This is a genomic window from Duganella dendranthematis (genome assembly GCF_012849375.1).
Taxonomy (GTDB): domain Bacteria; phylum Pseudomonadota; class Gammaproteobacteria; order Burkholderiales; family Burkholderiaceae_D; genus Rugamonas; species Rugamonas dendranthematis.
This window is the reverse complement of the sequence record NZ_CP051684.1, coordinates 421,616-444,567: the sequence shown is the minus strand read 5'-3', so window position 1 is coordinate 444,567 and position 22,952 is coordinate 421,616. Positions and strand designations below refer to the sequence as shown.

The window sequence follows — 22,952 nt, the reverse complement described above, 5'->3', positions numbered from 1 at the left end:
TGATCGGTCCGCCCGCCGCCTGGGCGTCGCCGTCTTCGCCGGACACCTTCTATGCTGCGCAGAACCTGGAGCTTCCTCACCGATAGCCGCAATCTCACCATCCTCGGCCTGACGGCGGTGGCGGCCTTGTTCTACCTCGGCGCGCAAGTGCTGGAATTGGCGCTGATGTGGGCGCTGCTGGCCATCGTCCTGATGCTGGCGCTGGTCGGCGCCGTGTGGTGGTGGCGCCGCTGGCGCGCGCGGCGCGAGTCGGAGCGGCTGGGAGAGGTCATCGGCAAGCAGGAGCCGTCCGCCGATCCCTCCGCGGCCGAGGTCAAGGTCATCCGCGACAGCATGATGAAGGCGATCGAGACGATCAAGGGATCGAAGCTGGGCATCGTCGCCGGCGCGAGCGCCCTGTATGAGCTGCCGTGGTACATGATCATCGGGAATCCGGCGGCCGGCAAGAGCACGGCCATCACCAACTCCGGCTTGCAGTTCCCCTTCGCTGACGGCAAGGTGCTGCAAGGCGTGGGCGGCACGCGCAACTGCGACTGGTTCTTCACCACCGAAGGCATTTTGCTCGACACGGCCGGCCGCTATTCGGTGCAGGACGAGCATCGCGCCGAGTGGTTCGGCTTTCTGGATCTGCTGAAGAAGTACCGCCGTCGCGCGCCGGTCAACGGCATCATCATCGCGGTCAGCATCGCGGAGCTGCGCGGCGACGATCCGGAAGCCGGCATCCAGCTGGCGCGCAGCCTGCGCAAGCGGGTGCAGGATCTGATCGAGCGGCTGGAGGTATTTGCGCCGGTGTACGTGGTGTTCACCAAGGCCGATCTGATTGCGGGCTTTGGCGAATTCTTCGCCCAGGCCGAGCGCGGGGAGCGAGAGCGCGTATGGGGCGCGACCATGCCGTATCAGCGCAAGACCAGCAGCCAGCAGGTGATGGCATTCTTCGACCATGCCTTCGATGAGCTGTGCGATGGCTTGAAGGCGATGAGTCTCGCCACCATGGGCCAGCAGCGGCGCGAGCGCATGGAGCCTGGCGTGTTCACTTTTCCGCTGGAGTTTTCGACCATCCGCACGCCGCTGCGCGCTTTTCTGGTGACGTTGTTTGAAGAGAATCCGTTCCAGTTCAAACCTGTGTTCCGGGGCTTCTATTTCACTAGCGCGCTACAGGAGGGGATGCCGCGCAGCGAACAGTCGCAGCGCGTCGCCCGTCGCTTTGCCTTGACCATGCCTGATGTCGCGCCGTTGTCTACCTCCGGACATTCCGGCTTCTTCCTGCTTAACCTGTTCCGCAAGGTGATCTTCGCGGACAAGGATCTGGTGTCGCAGTACGCCAGCAAGAACAAGGTGCGCTTGAAATATGCGGCTTTCTTTGCGGCGGTGCTGATGCTTGGCGCATCGCTGGGCGGATGGAGTTGGTCGTACATGGGAAATCGCCAGTTGGTCAGCAATGTGCAGGCGGACCTGGACAAGGTGATCAAGCTGCAGGCCAAGCGGCTGGACCTGCAATCGCGGCTGGAGGCGCTGGAGATTATCCAGGACCGCATCGAGCAGCTGGAGAAATATCGCGCATCGCGTCCGTGGTCTTTGCGCATGGGGCTTTATCAGGGCGACCAGCTGGAGCGCAAGCTGCGCGAGGAATACTTCGCCGGCGTGAAGAACGTGATGCTGATGCCGGTGGTGGCCAATCTGGAAACGCTGCTGTCGGAGATGAACGCGCATGCGTCCGAGTTGCAGCCATCCGGCGCCGGTGCTGTGTCTGCGGTTACGTCGACGGCAGGACGCCAGTTCCAGGAGGCCTCGCCCACCAATGTCGATGACGCCTACAACGCGCTGAAAAGTTACCTGATGCTGGCCGATAAATCGCATGCTGAAGGCAGTCACCTGAATGACCAATTGCCGCGTCACTGGCGCGCATGGCTGGAAAACAATCGCGGCGCCATGCCGCGTGAGCAGATGATCCACAGCGCCGAGCGGCTGATGACGTTCTATCTGGCGCAGATTCCTGATCCGGCTTGGCCGCGCATCGATCCGAAGCTGGCGCTGGTCGACCAGGCGCGCGAAAACCTGCGGCGCGTGGTGCGCGGCATGCCGGCGCGGGAGCGCGTCTACGCCGACATCCGTGCCCGTGCCAACACGCGATTTCCATCGATGACGGTGGCGCGCATGGTCGGCGAGCAGGATCAGGCCCTGGTCACAGGTAGCTACGCAGTCCCTGGCGCCTACACCCGCGACGCCTGGGAGAAGTTCGTGCAGGACGCTTTTCGCGATGCCGCCAGCCGCGAACTGCAGAGCACAGACTGGGTGCTGAAGACCGCCGCGCGTGATGACCTGACGCTGGAAGGCAGTCCCGAACAGATCCAGAAAGGGCTGACCGATTTGTACAAGGCCGATTACGCGCGCGAGTGGCAGAAGTTTGTGCAAGGCGTCAGCATCGCCAACCTGAATGGCTTTGACGCGGCGGTGACGGCGATGAACCGTCTCGGCGATCCGCAGTTGTCACCGCTATCCAAGCTGCTGACGGCATTGCATCAGCAAACCTCCTGGGATAATCCGACGGCGATCAGCGCGGAGGTGAAGGAGGCGCAGACGGGCTTTGTCAACTGGGTGAAATACAGCGTGCTGCGGCGCTCACCGGCGCAGATCAATATCAACCTGCCGGCCAATTCGGCAGATAAGCCGATGGGACCAGTGGGGCGGGAGTTCGCCGGCATCGGCAAGCTAGTGGCGGCCAAGGATAAGGATGCATCACTGATGCGCGCCTACATGGAGATGCTGTCCAAGCTACGCGGCAGACTCAATCAGCTGAAGAACCAGGGCGATCCCGGACCCGGCGCGCGCCAGTTCATGCAGCAGACTTTGGACGGCAGCGGCTCGGAACTGGCCGACGCACTGCGCTACGTCGATGAGCAAATGTTGGTGGGGATGACGGATACGCAGAAGCAGGCGATTCGCCCCATCCTGGTGCGGCCGTTGATGCACATCTTTGCGGTACTGATCGGCCCAGCAGAGACGGAGATTAACAAGACGTGGGTGGCGCAGGTGTATGAGCCATTCCAGAAAACGCTGGCGCCCAAATATCCGTTTTCGCCGGATGCGCGGACCGAGGCAGCCAGCGCGGAGATCGCGCAGTTCTTTGGACCGGATGGCGCGGTCGCCAAGTTTGCCACCACCACGCTTGGCACGCTGGTGCTGCGACGGGGCGATGTGCTGGCGCCGCGCACCTGGGCGGATATGGGTATTTCGCTGTCGCCGCAGATGGTGCTGCGCTTCCCCAGTTGGATCGCGCCTCTGGCGGCGGGTGGCGTAGCCTCATCGCAGTCCGGCCCGCAGACGGTGTTCCAGATCCAGCCGATGCCGGCGAGCGGCACGCTGGAGTACACGGTGGAGATCGACGGCCAGCAGCTGCGCTACCGGAATACGCCGGCACAGTGGGCCAATATGGTTCATCCGAGTCCGCAGGGAGCGCCGGGTGCGCGCATCACGGCGGTGGCGATGGATGGACGTAGCGTGGATATCTTCAATGAGCCGGGACAGTTTGGATTGAAGCGCATGATCGACACGGCGACCAAGCAGAAACGCGACGGCGGCGTATTTGAGCTGCGCTGGAGCAGCGGCGTGATTACCGTGGCGATGGGGCTCAAGATCATCAGCAGCCCGGAAAGCGCCGCCAGCGCGTCGCCGGATCAAGGCTTCCGTGGCATGCGGCTGCCGGAGACCATCGTCGGCGGACCGCCGGCTACGACCACCGCCACCGCACCCCCAGCCGCAGCGGGGGCATCGCCCGCTGCCTTCATGCCGGCCGCTGGCGCTACGCCGACCGCACCGGCGACGCTGGCGCCTGCTGCGCCAACGGGAGCGACGCAATGAAGCTCAGGGCGCAAACGGCGCGCATAGGCTACTTCGGCAAGCTGCCCACACGCGCTGACTTCATCAAGGCGGCCGACAACCTGGCGCTGGCCAGCCTGCTGGACGACTGGCTGGCCGAAGTCATGAACCTCCTCAGCACCGACCCGCGCTGGAAACTCAACTACGACGCCATGCCGCCACTGGACTTTGCCTTTGTCGGCACGCGCAGCCGGCGCGCCATCGCCGGCCACCTGGCCGCCAGCAGCGACCTGTCAACGCGCCGCTATCCCTTCCTCAGCATGAGCGCCATCGAAGTAGACGACCCGCCGCGCTTCGTCCCCAATAGCCCATTGATACTGGCGCCGCTGTGGGAAGAACTGCACCTGCTGACCGCCGACGTCATGGACTCCCCAGAGCCGGAGGCACCGCTACAAACGCTTGCCACCACCCGCATAGACATCGACACCACCGACGGCCAGCACGCGCAAAGCTTCCTCGACTTCCTCGACCGCCATACCATCACCGCGCTGGAAGCCATGCTAGCTAGCACCTGCATGCGCCGCACGATACTGGCCATCGGTCTGTTGTTGCAGCCGATACGCCGCAGCGGCGCGGAACGGCTGGATAAAAGCCTGGTGTTGCCACTACCGCAGTCCTCGCGCCAGCGCTACCTGGTGGCCGCCTTCTGGCTAGACCTGATCATCCCATTCCTGCAACAAGCCGATTTTGAATTGAGCCTGTTCCTTGCAGACCTGCGCGGAAAGCCATCGCTGATCATCGGCTTCGGTGGCGCCGCACCCGAAACACTGGCCGCCATCATCGATCCCGTCAGCGCACCTGAACACCAGGTCAGCTTCGATTACGCCGGCTGGGTCGATGAACTGATCGCCGGCGACGCTCGCGTGCAAAAGCTCTCCGCCTATCTGGAGCAAGGCCAGCTTTCCTTACGCTCCACGCAAGCGCTTTTCCATGAAACCTTTGTCTGATAAGGAGTCCTCCATGCGCAAGACGATAATGACGACCGCGTTGCTGCTGGCGGCAACGTGCGCCACAGCGCAAACACCAGGCCAGATCGTGGTAACCGGCGCCGTGCCGGATGAAGCCAGCAAGGCCGCGCTGCTGGCGCAGGTGCGCGCCTTGTACGGCACGGAGCGCGTGGTCGACCAGGTGAACATCGCCCAGGTGTCGCTGCCGCCCAACTGGAACGGCTACGTGCAAAAGTTGATCAGCCCCAATCTGAAATTAATCAGCAAGGGGGAGCTGAAAATCGACGGCACTAACATTACCGTGCGCGGTGAAGTCTCCAACGAGGCGCAGAGGCAGCAGATCGCCAGTGACATCGCCACCAGCCTCAATCCCAGCTACACCGTCAACAACGGTCTGCGCGTGAGCGCCGCCGAGCAAAACCTGCTGGACGAAACGCTGGCCAAGCGCATCATCGAATTCGATAGCGGTAAAGCGACGCTGACGCCATCGGGGCAAGGCATACTGGATGATATGGCGGCCGCGCTGCAAAAGGTAAAAGGCAAGAAGGTGGAAGTCATCGGCCACACCGACAACGTCGGTCTGCGCGACAGCAATCTGGCACTGAGCCAGGCCCGCGCCGAGGCGGTGCGCACCTATCTGGCGGGGAAGGGCATCAGTCAGGATATGGTGATGGTGTCCGGTCAGGGACCTGATCGCCCGGTGGCCGAGAACACCACGGCGGAAGGCCGTTCGCGCAACCGCCGTATCGAATTCCGCGTGGCGCAGTAGATCAAGGCAGCGTGATGGTGACGTAGGCCGGGCGCGGCGCCAGCTTGACAAGGTCCGAATACCCCGCCAGCGATTCCTGCGTGCTATGCGACAACGACGACTCCAGCCCAATGTATGCACCCAGCGCAATCACCCCAAACACGGCGGACACCGCCCATAGTGGCGTGTTGGAACGCAGCTTGTGCACGATCTGGTCCGGCCGTTCCGCCTGCGGCGCAAAGCCTTTGCTCTTGCCTTGCATGTGCGCGATTTCATCGCCCAGCCGCGCCGTCAGGTAGGACAGCTTGTCGCTGGCATCCAGCGCATGCTTGCCGCGAAAGCCGATCAGCAGGCACATATGAAATACCTGAAGCGCGGGCAGCCGCGCACCGCCGGCACCGCGCAGGGCTTCCAGACGATCGAAGAAGTGCTCACCTGCCAACTGGTCGCCGAAGATCACCAGTTGCAGTGGACGCCGCTCCCACGCCAGCCGCATTGGGAACTGCGACGACAGGATGATTTCATCCAGCGCTGCGCAGTAGGCGTATTTGGCGGCGTCAATATCCTCGCCCTGCGCGCGCATCTTGCGGGCTTCACGATCGAATTCCGCCAGATACGCGGTGATGGTGTCGAGGAAGGGCGCTTCGCCCGGCGGCACGCTGCCGTTCTTTAGCATGAACAGCAGGTAGAAGCCCTCCTGCAGCAGATCGAGCAGCGTTTGCACATGGCCGTATCCTGGCTGGATCTGTTTGCGCTGACCGCCCATCAGCGTTGGATTGGCGCGGCGTTCGACGGGCGGCGTCATGCTGTCACCGCGATCAGGTTGAGGCGCAGGTCGCGTATGCCGGATGGCACGTAGATCGAGATCGACTGCGCTTTGAGCATTTGTTCATACAGCATGCCTTTTCCCTCCAGTGCGAAGTAGTAGGTGTCCGGTTGCAACGGAATCGCCGCCGGCACTTGTGGCGCGTGGGTCAACTTCACGCCAGGCATGGCCGACAGCACGCATTTCTCCACATCGTCCGGCGCGCCGACTTTGACGCGCAACGGTACCACCTCCACCAGCTCCAGCGCAGGCAGCGCGGCGCTGACGGCGAGGTACAGCGTAGTGCGCTGGTCGATTTTTCCGGAATCGAGTTTGCCTAGGTGGTAGCTGGGCTTCTCTTCGGTCAGCGCAATCGAGAAGTATTTGGTGGAGATGACCGTGTCCAGCAGGTCGCGGATGATGTGGTCCAGCGCCGCAAAGCATTGCGCCGGGTCTTCATGCAGGTAGCCCGGCAGGTCGATCAGTGTGTACTGCTTGGAGTAGGTCATCATCGCCCCCGCCAGTGCGAGCAGCGCTTCAAACAGGCGTTCGGGATGCAGCTCGGGGTTGCGGACGTAGTGCATCAATGCGGCCGCCGACGTGCTGACCGTGTGCAGCAGCCAGAATGAGGAGACGTCGCCGGAGCGGAATTCGATCACATTGCGGCTCGGCTCACGCATATGGCCTTGCAGCGACTGCACCTTGGCCTGTAGCGCGTCCAGCAAGCGATCCAGCATGGCTTTCAGGGCCGGCGCGCTGGCCACCGACAGGCCTGGCGGAATGAACGACGGATCTTGCTCAAAGCCGCCCGTCACCACGCGCCGCAGCCGCATCAACGGCACGCATTCGAAGGCGCCCAGCGGCTCCAGATCAGACATCAGCCGCACCGCGCTGAGCAGAAAGCTAACGTCTGCCTCCACCGCCTGCGTGTACAGGTCCGGCACTTCGCGGCTGGCCTGGCCGTAACGCGGCCCGGCGTGATGCTCGTCATGTGACGCCGCATTGCCGCCGTTTGCAGAGAGTGAAGGCAGGGCGGCGTACCACGTCACTTCCAGCACGCTGGCGGAAATGCGGCTCAGGTCCACAGTCTGCGGCAGCGGCGCGCTGGCCGGTGCATCGACAATCTCGCCATCACGGAAGATCAGCGACAAGGCTTCCAACCGCAGCTTGCCGGCCTTGAGTGCGTCGAAGTCCCAACGGATATCGCGTACGCCCCACAGATACGGATGCAGCGCGCATGCAGTGTGGTAAAGGCGCGCTTCGTGATACTGGTCCTGCTGCTGGAAATGCTGCGGCCGCAGGAACAAACCTTCGCCCCACAACACCTTGGATGGAATGCTCATGCTGTCTCCCTGCCTTGTCTTCGATGAGACGTTCATTAGAACGAAAGCGGTGACTCGTCTTTTTGCGACGGCGCAAGCAAAGAGAAAAGAAGACGGCGCTTGAGTAAGCGCAATCGGCACCGCCTGCATTTCATGAATACTGGCCATCTTCTCGCACGGTTACGCAAAAGGAGAAACCGATGATCACCTCAAGAACATGGCTGCCCTGCGTCGCCAGCCTGCTGTTGCTGACAGCGTGCGCCACGGACGGCGCCGTGGTCCGAACCGATAAACCACAAGCACCGCCACTGGATCGCGCACTCGCCGACGCCGATTCCGCGCTCACCGCGGGCCATGTCGACAAGGCGCAAGGCATCCTGAAAAATGCCGCCGCCAGCTACCCGTCCGACAAGACGCCCTGGCTGCATATGGCGCAGATTAAATTCGACCGCGCCAATTACGGCGAAGCGATCCTGAACGCGCAGGAGGCGCTACAGCGCGACCCCAACGACAAGCTGGGAAACAGCATCATCGCCGTCAGTGGCTTGCGCTTGTCGACGCGCGCGCTGGCGGACCTGAGCCAGCAGAATAATCTGAACGGCTCCTTGCGCTCGGAAGCGCAGGATCTGGCCAAGCTGCTACGCACCAGCCTTGGCGAAGATGTGCTGGTGCCGACGTCGAATGCGGCGCGCAAGCCCGCCGCGTCTTCGTCGTCCTCGGCATCCGGAAAAAAAGCACCGCCCACCGCCACCGGCAAGAGCGGCAGTCAAACCAACGATCCCTTCGGCGGATTGAAATAAGGAGCTTGTATGGCTAAAGGTGACAGCATTCAAAAGCGCTTGACCAAGGTACGCCCGCCGCGCGTGCAGATGACCTACGACGTGGAAATCGGCGACGCCATGGAAAACAAGGAGCTGCCATTCGTGGTTGGCGTGGTCGGCGACTTTGGCGGCAATTCGGAGGTAGAGAAGAAGCGCCTCAAGGACCGCAAGTTTGTCAGCATCGACACCGACAACTTCGATGAAGTGCTGGGCGGTGTGGCGCCGGTGGCGCGCTTCCAGGTGCCTAATCAGCTGAAGGGCGACGACACCAGTCTGAATGTCGAACTGCGCTTCAAGGCGATGGACGACTTCCGTCCGGAAGCCGTGGTGCGGCAGGTGGAACCGCTGGCCAAGCTGCTGGAGGCACGCACCAAGCTGGCCGATTTGCGCAACAAGTTGGCCGGCAACGACAAGCTGGAAGACATCCTGAGCGAGGTGCTGAATAACACCGGCAAGCTGGCCAGCCTCAAATCGAACAAGGGAGGCTGACATGTCCGCTCAACTTAACCAGGAAGCGCAGGCCGCGCCGCTGGCCGAAGGCGATAGCCTGCTGGACCAGATAGTCGAAAAAAGCAAGGTCGCCAAGTCCAGCGTGGAACACGACCGCGCCAAGGACATCATCACAGAGCTGGTCGATCAGGTGCTGGAGGGCGCGGTGGTGGTTTCCAACAACCTGTCGGCGACGCTGGACGCACGTGTCGCGGAACTGGACCGCCTGATCTCCACGCAACTGAGCGCCATCATGCATGCGCCGGCGTTCCAGAAGCTGGAGCAAAGCTGGACCGGTCTGCATTATCTGGTGAAGAACTCCGCCAGCAGCTCGGGCCTGAAAATCCGCATGCTCAACGCCACCAAGCGTGAGTTGGTGAAGGACTTCCAGTCCGCGCTGGAATTTGACCAGAGCTGCATGTTCAAGAAAGTTTACGAGGAAGAATTCGGTACCTTCGGCGGCGCGCCGTATGCCGCGCTGCTGGGCGATTTTGAAATCTCGCGCCAGCCGGAGGATATGTACTTCATCGAGCAGATGTCGCACGTGGCGGCGGCCTCGCATGCGCCGTTCATCAGCGCTGCCTCACCCGAACTGTTTGGGCTGGAAAGCTACGGCGACCTGGCGCGGCCGCGCGATCTGTCGAAAGTGTTCGACACCGTGGAATACGCCAAGTGGAAGGCCTTCCGCGAATCCGAAGACTCGCGCTATGTCGGCCTGACGTTGCCGCGCTTCCTCGGCCGCCTGCCTTTCAATCCCGTCGACGGCACCACGGTGGAAGGCTTCAACTTTGTGGAAGAAGTGGACGGCACCGATCACCACAAATATTTGTGGTGCAACGCTGCCTACGCATTCGGCGCCAAGTTGACCAAGGCTTTCGGCGATTTCGGCTGGTGTGCGGCGATTCGTGGCGTGGAGGGCGGTGGCCTGGTGGACGACCTGCCCACGCACACCTTCAAGACCGACGAAGGCGAAGTGGCGCTCAAGTGCCCGACCGAAGTCGCCATCACCGACCGCCGCGAGAAGGAACTGAGTGACCTCGGCTTCATCTCGCTGGTTCACTGCAAGAACACCTCGTACGCCGCCTTCTTCGGTGCGCAGTCGGCGCAGAAGGCCAAGAAGTACAGCAGCGAGGCGGCCAACGCCAACGCCGTGCTGTCGTCGCAGCTGCAATACATCTTTGCCGTTTCGCGCATCGCGCACTACATGAAGGCCATGATGCGCGACAAGGTCGGCAGCTTTGCCGCCGCCTCCAATGTCGAGGACTTTCTCAATCGCTGGCTGATGAAGTATGTGCTGCTGGACGATAACGCCAGCCAGGAACAGAAGGCGCAGTTCCCGCTGCGCGAAGCATCGGTGCAGGTGCACGAAGTGGTCGGGCGGCCGGGCGTGTACCGCGCGGTGTCCTTCCTGCGGCCGCACTTCCAGCTCGACGAGATCTCCGTTTCCCTCCGTCTGGTCGCGGAGCTGCCGCAATCGACCAACCACTAACCCAACAACCTAGAGGAGCATGCAATGGCAATCGACGTTTATCTGTACATTGATGGCATCAAGGGCGAATCGAATGACGATCGCCACAAGGACTGGATCGAGTGCAAATCGGTCAGCTTCGGCGTGGAGCAGCCTAAGTCCGCTACCGCCTCCACCGGCGGCGGCCACACGGCGGAACGTTGCGAGCATCGCGACATCGTCCTCTCCAAGCTGGCCGATTTGTCCTCGCCCATCCTGCTGCAAACCTGCTCGGCGGGCCGCACCATTCCCAAGGCGCGGTTTGAATTCATGCGTGCCGATGCCCAGGGCGAACGGGTTAAATACTTCGAGATCGAAATCGAGAATGTGCTGATCGGCGCGGTGGCGCCGTCGGTGGAAGAGGGCGACATCCTGACCGAAGACGTGGCGCTCAAATTCTCCAAGATCAAGTGGAAGTACACGCAGCAGAAAATCAGTGGTGGCGCCGGTGGCAACACCTCCGGCGGCTGGGATCTCTCCGCCAACCGCATCGTCTAAAGCTCCCCCGCGCCTGTGGTGGGCAAAATGGCGACTCGCTGCGGCGCGCTTTTTCGGCCAGGCCTACCGGCCTGGCTTCTTTTCGAAAGCATCCGATGAAAGGCTTTGCTCCCGGCCTGCTTGACCGTCTTCTTGGCGATCATGACCGCCCGATGACGCTGGAGCAGTACAAGGATAGCGTGGCGCGCGATCTGGAAGATCTGCTGAATACCCGCTGCGCGCTGCCGGATGAACTGATGCGCGCCTATCCCGAATGCACACGCTCCATCGCCAACTACGGCCTGGTGGACTTTGCCGGTATGTGCCTGAACAGCGCCGAGGACCGCGCCCGCATCTGCGCCGCTCTGAAGGCCGCGATCGAGCGGCACGAACCACGGCTGCGCAATGTACAGGCGCGCCTGGAGCGTGAATCCGGCGCCATCAACCGCGTCAGCTTTGCCATCTTCGGCACGCTGACCGGCTTGCCCACCACCGAGGCAGTCAGCTTTGACGCGGTGCTGCAACCGTCATCGCTGCATTACTCCATCAATCGCAGCGCACGCGGAGGCCGGACATGAATCTCAATCTCAAAACGCTGATCGGCAAATTGAATGACACCACGCGCCTGGCCGCCACCCGCGCCGCCAGCATCTGCGTGGCACTCGGGCAGTACGAGGTGGAAGTGGAACATCTGTTGCTGGCGCTGCTGGAACAGGAGCGCAGCGACGTCGTGCTGATCGCGCGCCAGTGCGGCGCCAACATCGAGGCGCTGGAAGCGGACCTGCATCAGGAAATCAGCCAGTTTAAGACTGGCAGCACGCGCACGCCGGTATTTTCTCGCCATCTTCCGCTGCTGCTGGAAAACGCATGGTTGATCGCATCGCTGGCGACGCCGCCGGCACCGATCCGCAGCGCGCATCTGCTGGTGGCGCTGTTGACCGAGCCGGAACTGGAGCAACTGGCGCAGCGCGCCTCGCAGCAGTTTGCCAAAATCCCAATCGACGAAGTCAAACATCAACTGCAGAAGTACACGCATGGCTCGCAGGAAGAGACAACCGCAGCCCCCGACACCGCCGCCGAACCGCTTACCGGTATACCGCAAGCCGGTAGCCCGCGCACGCCGGCGCTGGACCAGTACACCACCAGCCTGACGCGCCAGGCGCGCGACGGCAAGCTCGATCCGGTGATCGGACGAGAAAAGGAAATCCGCCAGGTGGTGGACATCCTGCTGCGCCGCCGCCAGAACAATCCCATCCTGACCGGCGAAGCCGGCGTCGGAAAAACTGCCGTGGTGGAAGGCCTGGCGTTGCGCGTGGCCGCCGGCGATGTACCCGTGTCGCTGAAGGACGTTGAGATCCGCCTGCTGGATATGGGCTTGTTGCAGGCCGGCGCCAGCGTCAAAGGCGAGTTTGAGAACCGCCTCAAAAACGTCATCGACGAAGTGAAGCAAAGCCCGCATGCCATCATCCTGTTCATCGACGAAGCCCACACGATGATCGGCGCCGGCGGCACGGCCGGCCAGAACGACGCCGCCAACCTGCTCAAGCCCGCGCTGGCGCGTGGCGAATTGCGGACCATCGCCGCCACCACATGGAGTGAATACAAGAAGTACTTCGAGAAGGACGCTGCGCTGGCACGCCGCTTTCAGGTGGTGAAGGTGGATGAGCCGGACGAGGACATCGCCAGCGCCATGCTGCGGGCCATGGCGCCGTTGATGGAGCAGCACTTCGGTATCCGCATCCGCGACGAAGCAGTGACTGAGGCGGTGCGCCTGTCGCACCGCTACATCAGCGGCCGCCAGTTGCCCGACAAAGCGGTCAGCCTTCTGGATACGGCCTGCGCGCGCGTGGCGTTGGCGCAGAGCGGCACGCCGGCATTGCTGGAAGACGCCGCGCGCCAGATGGAGCGCATCGCCTCCGAAATCTCGGCCTTACAGCGCGAGGAAGACGGCAAGGCGCCGCAGCAGCGCGCGCAGCAACGTTTGCAGCAGCTACAGGCGGAGCACGCAGCGCTGGCGGAGGAGCATGCACGTCACGCCGAACGCTGGCAGCGCGAACAATCCATCGTCGCAGCTATCACCCGTCAGCGGACGGCGGACGGCAGCGCGGCGGAAGTTCGCGCCTTGAAAGAGGAACTGCTTGCGCTGCAAGGCGAAACGCCGATGGTGCCGCTGGAAGTGGATGGTGTCACGGTGGCGGCGATTGTCTCCGGCTGGACCGGCATCCCGCTGGGCAAAATGGTCAAGGACGAAATTAACACTGTGCTGCGGCTACAGGACGCGCTGCAATCCCGCATCCTCGGCCAATCGCATGCCATGGCCGCCGTGGCGCAGCGCGTGCGTACCGCGCGCGCCAATCTGGATGATCCCAACAAGCCGAAAGGGGTGTTCCTGTTCGTTGGCCCATCCGGCGTAGGCAAGACCGAGACCGCACTGGCGCTGGCCGACCTGCTGTACGGCGGCGAACGCAAACTCCTTACTATCAACATGAGCGAGTACCAGGAAGCGCACAGCGTCTCCGGCCTGAAAGGTTCCCCGCCCGGTTACGTGGGCTATGGCCAGGGCGGCGTGCTGACCGAAGCAGTGCGCCGCAATCCCTATAGCGTGGTGCTGCTGGATGAAATCGAAAAAGCGCATCCAGACATTCTCGAACTATTCTTCCAGGTGTTTGATAAAGGTGTCATGGACGATGCCGAGGGCCGCGAGATCGATTTCCGCAACACCATCATCATCGCCACCGCCAATGCCGGATCGGCCACCATCATGCAGGCCTGCCTGAACCAGGAGACACTGCCGCAGCCCGAGGAGCTGGAAGCGCTGCTGCGCCCACAACTGGTCAAGCACTTCAAGCCGGCCTTCCTCGGGCGCGTGAAGGTGGTGCCGTATTACCCGATTCCGGATGCGGTGCTGAGCGGGATCATCACCCTCAAGCTGGCGCGCATCGCCCAGCGCATCCGCGCGCATCATCATGCCGAATTTACCTACGACGCTTCGCTGGTGAACGCCGTGCTGGCGCGCTGCACCGAAGTCGATTCTGGCGCGCGCAATGTGGATCACATCCTCAACGGCACGCTGCTGCCGGAGATCGCGCAGGCGGTGTTGGAGAAGATGGCCCAGGAAGAGCCGATCACGCAGATCAAGGTTGGCGCCAACAGCAAGGGCCAGTTCAAATACACCGTCAAATAGGAGGTGAACATGTTCAACGTAGCGCAACTGCTGCAACCGGTCAGCGCCGAGCAACGCTGCGGCCAGGATCTGTCCTTCAGCAAGGAGGTCGACGAGATCGCGCAAGCGCGCCAGTACGACGATCCCTCGCTGGACCAGGGCGAATGGGCCACTACGCTGAAAGAAGCCGACTGGCCGCTGGTGGCGGCGCGCTGCGCCGACATGATCGCCACCCGCAGCAAGGATTTGCGCCTGGCCGCCTGGCTGGCCGAAGCCCTGGCCAAGACGCGCGGCCTGCGCGGCCTCGGTGACGGCTTCGCCGTGCTGGCGGGCTTATGCGAAATGTACTGGACCGATTTGTATCCGTTAGTCGATGACGGCGACTACGATCAGCGTATCGGCAACCTGTTCTGGCTGCTTGCCCGAACCCCGCCTCTGGTGCTGGAATGCGCCGTCGAAACACCCCAGTTAAGCGATGCGGAATACTGCCTTGCCAGCCTGATCGCGCTGGAGCGCGTGGTAGATACGCAACTAGGCGCAGACGGTCCCGGCTTTGCGGCGGCCAAGGATGCTGTGCAGGCGGTGATTGGCAGCCTGACGCCGTTTGGCAATGTTGTCATGGTTGCCGATGCTGGTCCGGCCACTCTTGGTAACGCTGTCATACCAACCGGCGCCGGCCTGCAAAACCGAACGCAAGCCCTGCAACAGCTGCGTCTCGTAGCGGATTTCTTCCGCCGTACCGAGCCGCATAGTCCTGTCGCCTATCTGGCGGAACGCGCGGCGAGCTGGGGCGACATGCCGCTGCATGTCTGGTTGAGAAGCGTTATCAGGGATCCCGCCATCCTGGCCGGAATGGATGAGTTGCTGGCGGTGCCGAAGGCCGTCGAATAATGCTGCGCCGCAATGTTGAATATTTCTTTTATGCTACATATTGGGGAGGATTAGTGCTAGCATGAATTGAACAATCCAGACTTTTAGCGAGGGAGTTGGCTATGAACAATCTCAAGATCGGTACGCGCCTGGGCTTCGGTTTTTCGCTCATTTTGTTACTGCTGGTTGCGATGACTTCGATAGGCATACTACGCTTGAGCAGCGCCAGCGACAAAACCGATGAGATGATCAACGTGAAGATCCGCGATGAGCGTCTGACTGCCGAATGGGGCAAGATCATTGAAGTCAATGCCGCCCGCACCACCGGCGCTTTCATGGTGCGCGAGTCCGCCGATCAGAAAAAGCTGGAAACGCTGATGGCCGAATCGTCGGGCCGCGCCACGCAGATCCAAGATCAGATTGGATCGACCATCGACGACGATCAACTCAAACCGCTGTTCAAGCAAGTGCTCGACACGCGCAAGGCCTATACCGATTTCCGCAAAGCGGTCTTCGCCGCCAAGAACGCCGGCGATCTGGAAAAGGCCACCAAAATCTACGAAGGCGACATGACGCAGAGCCGCATCCAGTACTTGGCTGCGCTGAAGAACTTCGTCGACAAGCAGGCCGCTTTACTGGATGCTTCGGCCGCAGAAATTCAACAGCAATACCGCAGCGGACGCACGCTGCTGATCATGCTCGGTCTGGCCGCGATTGTGATGGGTGTATTCGCCGCATGGTGGATCACGCGCACCATCACGCAGCCGATCAATGAAGCGCTGAAGGTCGCGGAGACGGTATCGTCGGGCGATCTGACCAGCGATATCCAGGTAAACAGCAACGATGAAACCGGCCAGTTGATGTACGCGCTGAAAACCATGAACACCAATCTGGTGAACATCGTCGGCCAGGTGCCCAATGGCACGGATTTGATTGCGACGGCGTCCACGCAGATCGCCGCTGGCAATCAGGATCTGTCTTCACGCACCGAGGAGCAAGCCAGCTCGCTGGAGGAAACCGCATCGTCGATGGAGGAGCTGACGTCCACCGTGCGCTTCAACGCGGAGAACGCACGCCAGGCCAATGCGCTGGCGATCAATGCGTCGGAAATCGCCAGCCGTGGCGGCTCGGTGGTGGGCGAGGTGGTGAGCACCATGGGATCGATCAACGATTCGTCGCGCAAGATTGTTGATATCATTTCGGTCATCGACGGCATCGCGTTTCAGACCAATATCCTGGCGCTGAATGCTGCGGTGGAGGCGGCGCGCGCGGGTGAGCAGGGACGTGGTTTTGCGGTGGTGGCGTCGGAAGTGCGCAATCTGGCGCAGCGATCCGCGTCGGCCGCCAAGGACATCAAAGGATTGATCGACGATTCGGTTCAGAAGGTGCAGATCGGCTCCGAGCTGGTGGATAAGGCCGGCCAGACGATGGAAGAAATCGTCCAGAGCATCAGCCGCGTCACGCAGATCATGACGCAGATTAGCAATGCCAGCGAAGAGCAGAGCATCGGCATCGCGCAGGTGAACGATGCGATCACGCAGATGGATCAGGTAACGCAGCAGAATGCGGCGCTGGTGGAGGAGGCCGCAGCGGCGGCGGAATCGATGCAGGAGCAGTCGGCCAAGCTGGCGGATGTGGTCAGCGTATTCAAGCTGGATACGTCGTACGCTTCGTCAGCGCCGGCCTTGTCGCGTGCACCGGCGCGTGCTGCTGCGCTGCCTCGCCGCACGCCGGCCGTGGCGGCGCCGGTGAAACGTGCCGCGCCTGCGGTGGATGCTGCACCCGCGCCTGCGCGGGCCGCTCCGCGCAAAGCCGTCACCACCGGCGAGTCGGACTGGGAAGAGTTCTAAGCCGCGATACAATGGCGGTTATGAATACCGCCAGTTCCTTACCAGCCACGCGGCGTGCCTTATGCGCCGCGTGCCTGCGCCCACAGCAGACCTGCATCTGCCGCTGGGTCACAGCGCTACCCAATCATGTGGAGGTGTTGATCCTTCAACACCCAATGGAAGTCAGCAACGCCAAGGGCAGCGCGCGGCTGCTGCATCTATGTTTGGCCAACAGCCGGCTGGAAGTGGGGGAGACCTTCGATCCGGCGCAACTACAAGCGCTGCTCTCGCCGGAGCGCCGCAACGTGCTGCTCTATCCCGACACGGAAGACGCGTCGCTCGGACTGGCCATGCCGCAGCCGTTTGACGACGCATGGCTGCGCGAACCTTTGCGGTTGGTGGTGTTGGACGGCACCTGGCGCAAGAGCCGCAAGATGCTGTATCTGAATCCGCTGCTGCAAGCCTTGCCACGCCTGCCGCTGCGCGACGCGCCGCCATCGCATTACTTGATCCGCAAGGCACATTTGCCAGACCAGCTTTCGACGCTGGAAGCCACCGTTTACGCGCTGGCGCAACTGGAAAACGATATAAACAAATACAACCCGCTGATCGACGCCTTCGATGGTTTCGTCGCGCAGCAGGCCAGTTACGTCACGCGATCAGCTTGAGGCCAGGTGGCAGCGCGTCGCCCAGCATGCGCTTCTCGTCGGCCTGGTCCAGCTGCACTACCTCGCGCACCATCGCGCTCCAGTTGGCCGGCGCGCCGACGCCTTGCAGGCGGCGCAGCACCTCGGCGCGCAGCGTGTCGTTGATGTCGCGCGAACGGTCGCCGGTCATGCGCGCCAGATGAGCGGCGGCAAAGCCGGCCGGTTCCACCTTCTTCCAATCCAGCGACAGTACCGCGTCCAGCCATCGCTCGACCACCGGCGTTTCCACTACATCGTGTGCGCTGCCGTGGAAAGGCTGGCGCGCGCCGACGCGGCTAAGGCCCCAAAGGAAGCGGCCTTGCGTGGCTTCGGCCTTGGCCAGATCGGCTGCGCCGCTGCGGGTTTTATTGGCGGCGGCTTTGCCGGCGGCCTTGGCGGTTTTGTGTAACTGGTCCAGCATCCACGCGCCGATTTCGGCCTTGTAGTTGCCGGGGATGCGTTCCAGCGAGGCGCCGAGACGCAGCATGTCTTCCTCGCTGCCGTTGACCAGCGTGACGGGACGGCGGCCGCGTTCCGCTGCATCGGCCTGCACATTGAAGGCGAAATCGTCCAGCACGCGCAGTTGCGCTTCCACGCTCAAGCCGCCGGAGACGCGGCGCCACAGCGTCCACCATTCGGCGCAGACCTGGCTGTCCTTGTGATGTTGAATGCCGGTGTCGAACATCGCCCACAGTTTTTCGATGCGCCATTCGTCCAGCGTGTAGCCAAAGCCGGGACGCAGGCAGTAGCCGCTGAGATTGAGCCATGCGCGTTCGTGTTCGGAGGAGCGGCGGCGGCCTTTGGCGCGTTCCAGCAGCGCGTCGAACAGGCGGCGCAGCAGAGGTGTCGGCCAGCTTTCGCGGCTGCCGAGCAGCTGTTCCAGTTGCGCGCGCAGCTGCTTCACTTCCTTGATGTCGACTTGCAGTGCACGGCTGCCAAAGATGCGGTCGATCCTGTCGATGGCTGCGGACAGGCCGGCCGGCATCGGCGCTTCGTCTGGTGCGGTTTCAGTGGCGGCTTCGCCGCGCAACTGAAACTCCAGCAGCCAACGCTGTGCGTCGTCCCTGGCGACGCAGTGGACTTCCAGCGTGCCGACTTCGCTGAGCGAGGTTGCCAGCTGCACCGGGATCTCCTTGCGGGCGTCGGCGCTGCTGCTGTCGCGCAGCACGGTGGCGATGGGCGGCAGTTGGACGTAGTCGTCCGGCTGTAGTGTGACTACGTCGCCGGCTTGTGGCGCATCGGCAGTGGAGGACGCGAGGTGGAAGCGTACCGGCCGACCGAGGCGCAGTGCGAAGGTGCGGTCGGCTAGCAGGATTTCGCGGTTTTCGGCAGCGCCGCGCGGCAGGATGCAGACGGCGCGGCGCGGCTGGTCCGGATGCGCGGCGTCGTCCAGCAGCAGGAAATAGCTGCGCGCGGAGCCGCCGCCAATCACCGGCGCCTGGCCGGATTGGCCTAGCGCGTAGGCTACGCCACCACGGGCGACGGCGACGTCGGGATTATCGTTGTGCAGGATGCGCAGCGGCTGTTGGCGCCAGCCGGCCAGTGTGGCTTCCAGCCGGCGCGCCAGTGCGTCGGCGCGGAAGACGCCGCCGTTGAGCAGCAGCGTGTCCGGGATCGGCACGGCGGTGCTGTCGGCGGGCACGCCGAGGGCTTCGCGCATGGCGAAGGCGTGCTGGCGCAGGAAGTCCGCCAGGTGGCGCGTGATGGCGGCATCGCTGGCGTAAGGCAGGCCGAATTCCACGATGGCACCGCGTCCACGCTTGGCCGGTTCTTGTTGTTCGTTGAGGGGGAAGAAGCCGTCCACCACCAGTGTGGAGACTTCCTCGCGCGTCAGGTCGGCGGAACGGGAGCCGCCGATCAGCTTCGACCCGGCGCCCAGTAGCGTGACGGTGGTGCGCTCCGGCGCGTCGGCCGCCAGCAGCAGCTCCTTGGCAGCGCGGCAGCGCTCCGCCAGTTGCGACAGACGGCTGGCGGACAGCTTGGCCTGCGGCTGCGCTTCACCGGCCATGCGTGCTTCGACCAGGTGGGCGAGGGCGAGATCCATATTGTCACCGCCGAGGATCAGGTGATTGCCGACGCCGATGCGGCTGATGGCCGGCTGGCCGTCGCCGAGATCGACCTTCATCAGGCTGAAGTCCGTGGTGCCGCCGCCGACGTCACACACCAGCACCAGACGTGTCTCCGCCAGCTCATCGGCCAGCGTGGCGCGTTGGCGGAACAGCCAATCATAGAACGCCGCCTGCGGTTCTTCCAGCAAGCGCAAGGACGGTAAGCTGGCCATGCGCGCCGCCTCCAGCGTCAGCGCCCGCGCGCCTTCGTCAAACGATGCCGGAATGGTTAAGACAATCTGCTGCGATTCCAAAGGATACGCGGGAAAGCGCGCATTCCAGGCGCTGCGCAGATGGGCCAGATACGAAGCGCTGGCCGCCACCGGCGACACCTTGGCCACATCGGCCTCCGCGCCCCACGGCAGAATCGGCGCCATGCGATCGACCTGGGGATGTGACAACCAGCTCTTGGCGCTAGCCACCAGGCGCCCCGGCACCTGCGATCCCAGCTTGCGCGCCAGACGGCCGATAACCACCTGCGACAATCCGGCCACGTCGTCGGCACGCCATGGCAGCTGCAACTCGCCATCCGCCAGCTCACCCGCCGCCGGGTGATAGCGCAAGGACGGCAGCAACGCCGCCGCACCAACCTCTCCGGGCGCGATCAGCTGTTCGATCTCGAACAACTGGATCTGCGCGCTGCCGGCTTCCGCGAAGGCCATCACCGTATTGGTGGTGCCCAGGTCGATGCTGACGACGTATTTACTCATGCTCAGGCGGCGGAACGAACGTCGAACTCCACCTTCCAGCGCTGGCCATCGGTGGCCACGGCGGCCAGTTCCAGCGTGCCCGACTCCGTCGCCATCGCATGCAGACGCACCTGCACTACATCGCCGGACTGACGGCCTTCCGGCGACAGGTTCGCTTCGATCTCGTTCATCTCGATCAGCTCATCCGGTCCCCAGAAGTCCAGCAGATCGCCAATCTGGTCCTGGCGTCGTACCGAGGAACCGAAGAAACGGAACTGCACCGGCTCACCGACGACCAGGCCAAACTCCTGATTCGGCAATTCGATCTCGCTGCCTTCTTCCATTCCAAATGGCGCCACGCACAGCGCCTGAATCGGCGGCTCCATGCCGGGAATCGCCGGCATCGCCGACTCAATCGCCACGTAATACGAGCGCGCCGTGCCGCCGCGAATCCGGACGCCACTCCCGCGACGCACGTAGCTGTAGTAAGCCGCACCACGCGCCACCGCCAGATCCAGATCGGCGCCACCCAGCATGCGTGCTGGCTCCGCGCCTTCCAGATACAGCCAGTCGTTGAGGGTACCCATGATGCGCTGCGCCAGCAGGTCCGACTTGAACACGCCGCCGTTGAACAGCACTGCGGTTGGGTGCAAGAACGTCGCGTCGGCGCTTTGCTTGCCGGCGTAGCCTTCCAGTTCCGCCGTAGCGCCCAGCTGGCGTGCCAGGAACGCGGCCAGATGGCGCGTGATGCCGGCGTCCTGCGCGTACGGCAGGCCAAGCTGCGTCAGGCCCGCGCGGGTACGCACAGCCGGACGCGCAGCAGCTTCCACTTGCGGGAAGAAGCCATCGAGAATAAAGGTCGTCACTTCATCGCGCGTCAACTCGGTGCGGATCGAACCGCCAATCAGCTTGGAGCCACGGCTTGGCACCACGATTGGCCAGGTAGCGATGGTGGCGTCAGCCAGCAGCTTTTCCTTGGCGGTGCGGCAGCCGTAGGTCAGCGCGCGCATCTGCCACGCGTCCAGCTGCGTGCCGGCGGCGGCCAGTTTGCGCGCCACCAGGTGTGCCAGCGCCAGGTCCATATTGTCGCCGCCGAGCAGAATGTGATCGCCGACCGCGATGCGGTGCGGTTCCAGCACGCCGTCGCGTTCCAGCACGGCGATCAGCGAAAAGTCGCTGGTGCCGCCGCCTACGTCCACCACCAGAATGACGTCGCCCGGTTTGACTTCCTTGCGCCAGCGGCCTTCGCTGCCTTGAATCCAGCTATACAGCGCGGCCTGCGGTTCTTCCAGCAGCGTGAGGTTGGTGTAGCCGGCGGCGCGTGCCGCGTCGGCGGTCAGTTCGCGCGCGCCCGGATCGAAGGAGGCAGGAATCGTCACCGTCACCGCCTGTTCGCCGAACGGCGCATCAGGGTAGGCCTGCTCCCAAGCCTTGCGCAGGTGGCTCAGATAACGGGTCGAGGCTTCCAGCGGCGACACGCGCGTGACTTCTTCCGGCGCGTCGTTCGGCAGCAGCGCGGAGCGGCGGTCGACGCCGGGATGGCTCAACCAGCTCTTGGCGCTCGACACCAGGCGGATCGGCGTGGTGGCGCCACGGCTACGCGCCATTTCGCCGGCCACGCCGGTAAGTTCTTCGGCGCTTTGCTGCCACGGCAGATTGTTCTCGCCTGGCGCCAGTTCGTCGGCGTGCGGCAGGTACAGGAAGGACGGCAGCAGCGGCAGTTCTTCGATGGTGCCCGGTGCTGTCAGCTGTGGAATCGCCAGCACGCCATGCTCGGTCTTTTCGCCTTCGCTGGCTTGCAGGTTGACATACGACAGCGCGCTGTGCGTGGTGCCTAGGTCGATGCCGATGGCGTAACGTGGATCGCTCATAGTTCCACCTCCGCCGGCGCCAGGATGGCCGCGTCATGGGCTTCCGCCAGTTTCGGCAGGCGTACTTCGGCCGAGCGCCAGCCGCGGTGACTCAGCGTGCCGCGGAACGGTGCTTTGCCGACCACGTTGCCAGTCAGGCGCACTGCGGCGGCGTCGAAGCCTTCCGCCAGTTCGACCCGGCTGCCTTCCGCTTCGCTGCGGATCGGCTGGATCGTGAAGTGCTCTTTCAGCACCTTGGCGCAGCCTTCGTGCACCACGCGCGCGGCGGCGCCGATGTCGGCGTCGGAATAAGCGCTGAGGTTTTCCTGGGTGAAGTCGATCAGGCGCGCTTCGCGCTGGAACAGCGACAGCAGTTGCAGCGCGGCGTCCGGCGTGGCGACGCGCAGCGTGACCGGTGCCGGTGCCGGTACGGGTGCAGGTGCAGGCGGCGCGACCGGTGCGGCCGCCGGTTGCGGTGCATCGTCAATGCGCGCCAGGCGTGCTGCATAGTCGGCATCGGACAGCGCGCGGAAGAAAGCGCCGATGGCGATGGAAATCCGGCTGAAGAAAGACGGCAGAGGTTGGCTCGAATTATTCATGTTATGGCTCACTGTAAGGTTGCCGAGCGCTGCGCTGAGCGCGCGCTGGGGCGAAGCCCGGCATGATACCAGCTTGCCCCGGCGCTCCCCAAGGATGCAAGCGGATTTCACTTGATATGGCGGCGGCGAAGGTCTAATATACTGTATATGTATACAGTATTTCGAG

17 protein-coding genes are annotated in these 22,952 nt (G+C 63.2%); 12 read left to right on the top strand and 5 right to left on the bottom strand.

The features are described from left to right. The first annotated feature begins 51 nt into the window (after positions 1-51). From tssM to HH213_RS02155, 3 genes are read left to right on the top strand one after another with little or no spacing between them, the layout of a single operon-like run. On the top strand, positions 52-3,858 hold the full coding sequence (tssM, locus tag HH213_RS02165; protein WP_174864380.1) for a type VI secretion system membrane subunit TssM: 3,807 nt from the start codon (positions 52-54) through the stop codon (positions 3,856-3,858). After that, on the top strand, positions 3,855-4,823 hold the full coding sequence (gene tagF / locus HH213_RS02160) for a type VI secretion system-associated protein TagF (protein ID WP_169110495.1): 969 nt from the start codon (positions 3,855-3,857) through the stop codon (positions 4,821-4,823). The genes tssM and tagF overlap by 4 nt, the downstream gene beginning before the upstream one ends. 13 nt (positions 4,824-4,836) lie before the next feature. Beyond that, positions 4,837-5,592, top strand: a complete 756-nt coding sequence (locus HH213_RS02155) for an OmpA family protein (RefSeq protein WP_169110493.1) — start codon at positions 4,837-4,839, stop codon at positions 5,590-5,592. Between the two features lies 1 nt (position 5,593). On the opposite strand, the gene icmH is transcribed toward HH213_RS02155, so the two are convergent. Then, the gene (icmH, locus tag HH213_RS02150) at positions 5,594-6,376 is read right to left on the bottom strand and encodes a type IVB secretion system protein IcmH/DotU (protein WP_169110491.1); all 783 of its coding nucleotides are present in this window, start codon (positions 6,374-6,376) and stop codon (positions 5,594-5,596) included. Beyond that, a complete protein-coding gene (gene tssK / locus HH213_RS02145) occupies positions 6,373-7,719 on the bottom strand; it encodes a type VI secretion system baseplate subunit TssK (RefSeq protein ID WP_169110489.1) in 1,347 nt (448 codons plus the stop codon). The genes icmH and tssK overlap by 4 nt, the downstream gene beginning before the upstream one ends. A 179-nt stretch (positions 7,720-7,898) precedes the next feature. Between tssK and HH213_RS02140 the strand changes: the two genes are divergently transcribed. From HH213_RS02140 to HH213_RS02100, 9 genes are all read left to right on the top strand, one after another. Continuing rightward, the gene (locus tag HH213_RS02140; protein ID WP_169110487.1) at positions 7,899-8,498 is read left to right on the top strand and encodes a tetratricopeptide repeat protein; all 600 of its coding nucleotides are present in this window, start codon (positions 7,899-7,901) and stop codon (positions 8,496-8,498) included. Between the two features lie 9 nt (positions 8,499-8,507). Next, entirely contained in the window at positions 8,508-9,008 is a 501-nt protein-coding gene (tssB, locus tag HH213_RS02135; RefSeq protein WP_169110485.1) for a type VI secretion system contractile sheath small subunit, read from the top strand. A gap of 1 nt (position 9,009) precedes the next feature. Then, complete coding sequence (tssC, locus tag HH213_RS02130) at positions 9,010-10,497, top strand: type VI secretion system contractile sheath large subunit (RefSeq protein ID WP_169110483.1); 1,488 nt, start codon at positions 9,010-9,012, stop codon at positions 10,495-10,497. Positions 10,498-10,521: 24 nt separating this feature from the next. Next, positions 10,522-11,013: an Hcp family type VI secretion system effector gene (locus HH213_RS02125; RefSeq protein WP_169110481.1), complete on the top strand. Its 492-nt coding sequence runs from the start codon at positions 10,522-10,524 to the stop codon at positions 11,011-11,013. Between the two features lie 95 nt (positions 11,014-11,108). Continuing rightward, entirely contained in the window at positions 11,109-11,570 is a 462-nt protein-coding gene (tssE, locus tag HH213_RS02120; RefSeq protein WP_169110479.1) for a type VI secretion system baseplate subunit TssE, read from the top strand. After that, positions 11,567-14,176, top strand: coding sequence for a type VI secretion system ATPase TssH (gene tssH, locus HH213_RS02115; protein WP_169110477.1), 2,610 nt, complete (start codon positions 11,567-11,569; stop codon positions 14,174-14,176). Before tssE ends, tssH begins: the two co-directional genes overlap by 4 nt. A 9-nt stretch (positions 14,177-14,185) precedes the next feature. Continuing rightward, positions 14,186-15,046, top strand: a complete 861-nt coding sequence (tssA, locus tag HH213_RS02110; protein WP_169110475.1) for a type VI secretion system protein TssA — start codon at positions 14,186-14,188, stop codon at positions 15,044-15,046. 101 nt (positions 15,047-15,147) lie between these two features. Beyond that, a complete protein-coding gene (locus tag HH213_RS02105) occupies positions 15,148-16,875 on the top strand; it encodes a methyl-accepting chemotaxis protein (RefSeq protein ID WP_169110473.1) in 1,728 nt (575 codons plus the stop codon). 20 nt (positions 16,876-16,895) lie between these two features. Continuing rightward, positions 16,896-17,522 carry a tRNA-uridine aminocarboxypropyltransferase gene (locus tag HH213_RS02100; protein ID WP_169110471.1) on the top strand — a complete coding sequence of 209 codons (627 nt, stop codon included), beginning with the start codon at positions 16,896-16,898 and terminating at the stop codon, positions 17,520-17,522. Here the strand turns inward: HH213_RS02100 and HH213_RS02095 are convergent. The 3 genes from HH213_RS02095 to HH213_RS02085 are packed head-to-tail and all read right to left on the bottom strand — an operon-like array spanning position 17,506 to position 22,786. Next, positions 17,506-20,358, bottom strand: coding sequence for an Hsp70 family protein (locus HH213_RS02095; protein ID WP_169110470.1), 2,853 nt, complete (start codon positions 20,356-20,358; stop codon positions 17,506-17,508). The two genes, HH213_RS02100 and HH213_RS02095, sit on opposite strands and share 17 nt — an antisense overlap. A gap of 2 nt (positions 20,359-20,360) precedes the next feature. Beyond that, positions 20,361-22,208 (bottom strand): Hsp70 family protein, encoded by a 1,848-nt coding sequence (locus HH213_RS02090; protein ID WP_169110468.1) that lies wholly within the window; start codon positions 22,206-22,208, stop codon positions 20,361-20,363. Then, positions 22,205-22,786: a DUF2760 domain-containing protein gene (locus tag HH213_RS02085; RefSeq protein WP_169110466.1), complete on the bottom strand. Its 582-nt coding sequence runs from the start codon at positions 22,784-22,786 to the stop codon at positions 22,205-22,207. Before HH213_RS02085 ends, HH213_RS02090 begins: the two co-directional genes overlap by 4 nt. Positions 22,787-22,952 lie beyond the last annotated feature (166 nt).

What these genes read in the sequence shown, in the direction of transcription:
- tssA (WP_169110475.1), top strand. Translation starts at nt 14,186, where the DNA reads ATGTTCAACGTAGCGCAACTGCTGCAACCGGTCAGCGCCGAGCAACGC.
- icmH (WP_169110491.1), bottom strand. Translation starts at nt 6,376, where the DNA reads ATGACGCCGCCCGTCGAACGCCGCGCCAATCCAACGCTGATGGGCGGT.
- tssM (WP_174864380.1), top strand. Translation starts at nt 52, where the DNA reads ATGCTGCGCAGAACCTGGAGCTTCCTCACCGATAGCCGCAATCTCACC.
- tssK (WP_169110489.1), bottom strand. Translation starts at nt 7,719, where the DNA reads ATGAGCATTCCATCCAAGGTGTTGTGGGGCGAAGGTTTGTTCCTGCGG.
- HH213_RS02100 (WP_169110471.1), top strand. Translation starts at nt 16,896, where the DNA reads ATGAATACCGCCAGTTCCTTACCAGCCACGCGGCGTGCCTTATGCGCC.
- tssC (WP_169110483.1), top strand. Translation starts at nt 9,010, where the DNA reads ATGTCCGCTCAACTTAACCAGGAAGCGCAGGCCGCGCCGCTGGCCGAA.
- HH213_RS02105 (WP_169110473.1), top strand. Translation starts at nt 15,148, where the DNA reads ATGAACAATCTCAAGATCGGTACGCGCCTGGGCTTCGGTTTTTCGCTC.
- HH213_RS02155 (WP_169110493.1), top strand. Translation starts at nt 4,837, where the DNA reads ATGCGCAAGACGATAATGACGACCGCGTTGCTGCTGGCGGCAACGTGC.
- HH213_RS02095 (WP_169110470.1), bottom strand. Translation starts at nt 20,358, where the DNA reads ATGAGTAAATACGTCGTCAGCATCGACCTGGGCACCACCAATACGGTG.
- tssE (WP_169110479.1), top strand. Translation starts at nt 11,109, where the DNA reads ATGAAAGGCTTTGCTCCCGGCCTGCTTGACCGTCTTCTTGGCGATCAT.
- HH213_RS02090 (WP_169110468.1), bottom strand. Translation starts at nt 22,208, where the DNA reads ATGAGCGATCCACGTTACGCCATCGGCATCGACCTAGGCACCACGCAC.
- tssB (WP_169110485.1), top strand. Translation starts at nt 8,508, where the DNA reads ATGGCTAAAGGTGACAGCATTCAAAAGCGCTTGACCAAGGTACGCCCG.
- HH213_RS02085 (WP_169110466.1), bottom strand. Translation starts at nt 22,786, where the DNA reads ATGAATAATTCGAGCCAACCTCTGCCGTCTTTCTTCAGCCGGATTTCC.
- HH213_RS02125 (WP_169110481.1), top strand. Translation starts at nt 10,522, where the DNA reads ATGGCAATCGACGTTTATCTGTACATTGATGGCATCAAGGGCGAATCG.
- tssH (WP_169110477.1), top strand. Translation starts at nt 11,567, where the DNA reads ATGAATCTCAATCTCAAAACGCTGATCGGCAAATTGAATGACACCACG.
- tagF (WP_169110495.1), top strand. Translation starts at nt 3,855, where the DNA reads ATGAAGCTCAGGGCGCAAACGGCGCGCATAGGCTACTTCGGCAAGCTG.
- HH213_RS02140 (WP_169110487.1), top strand. Translation starts at nt 7,899, where the DNA reads ATGATCACCTCAAGAACATGGCTGCCCTGCGTCGCCAGCCTGCTGTTG.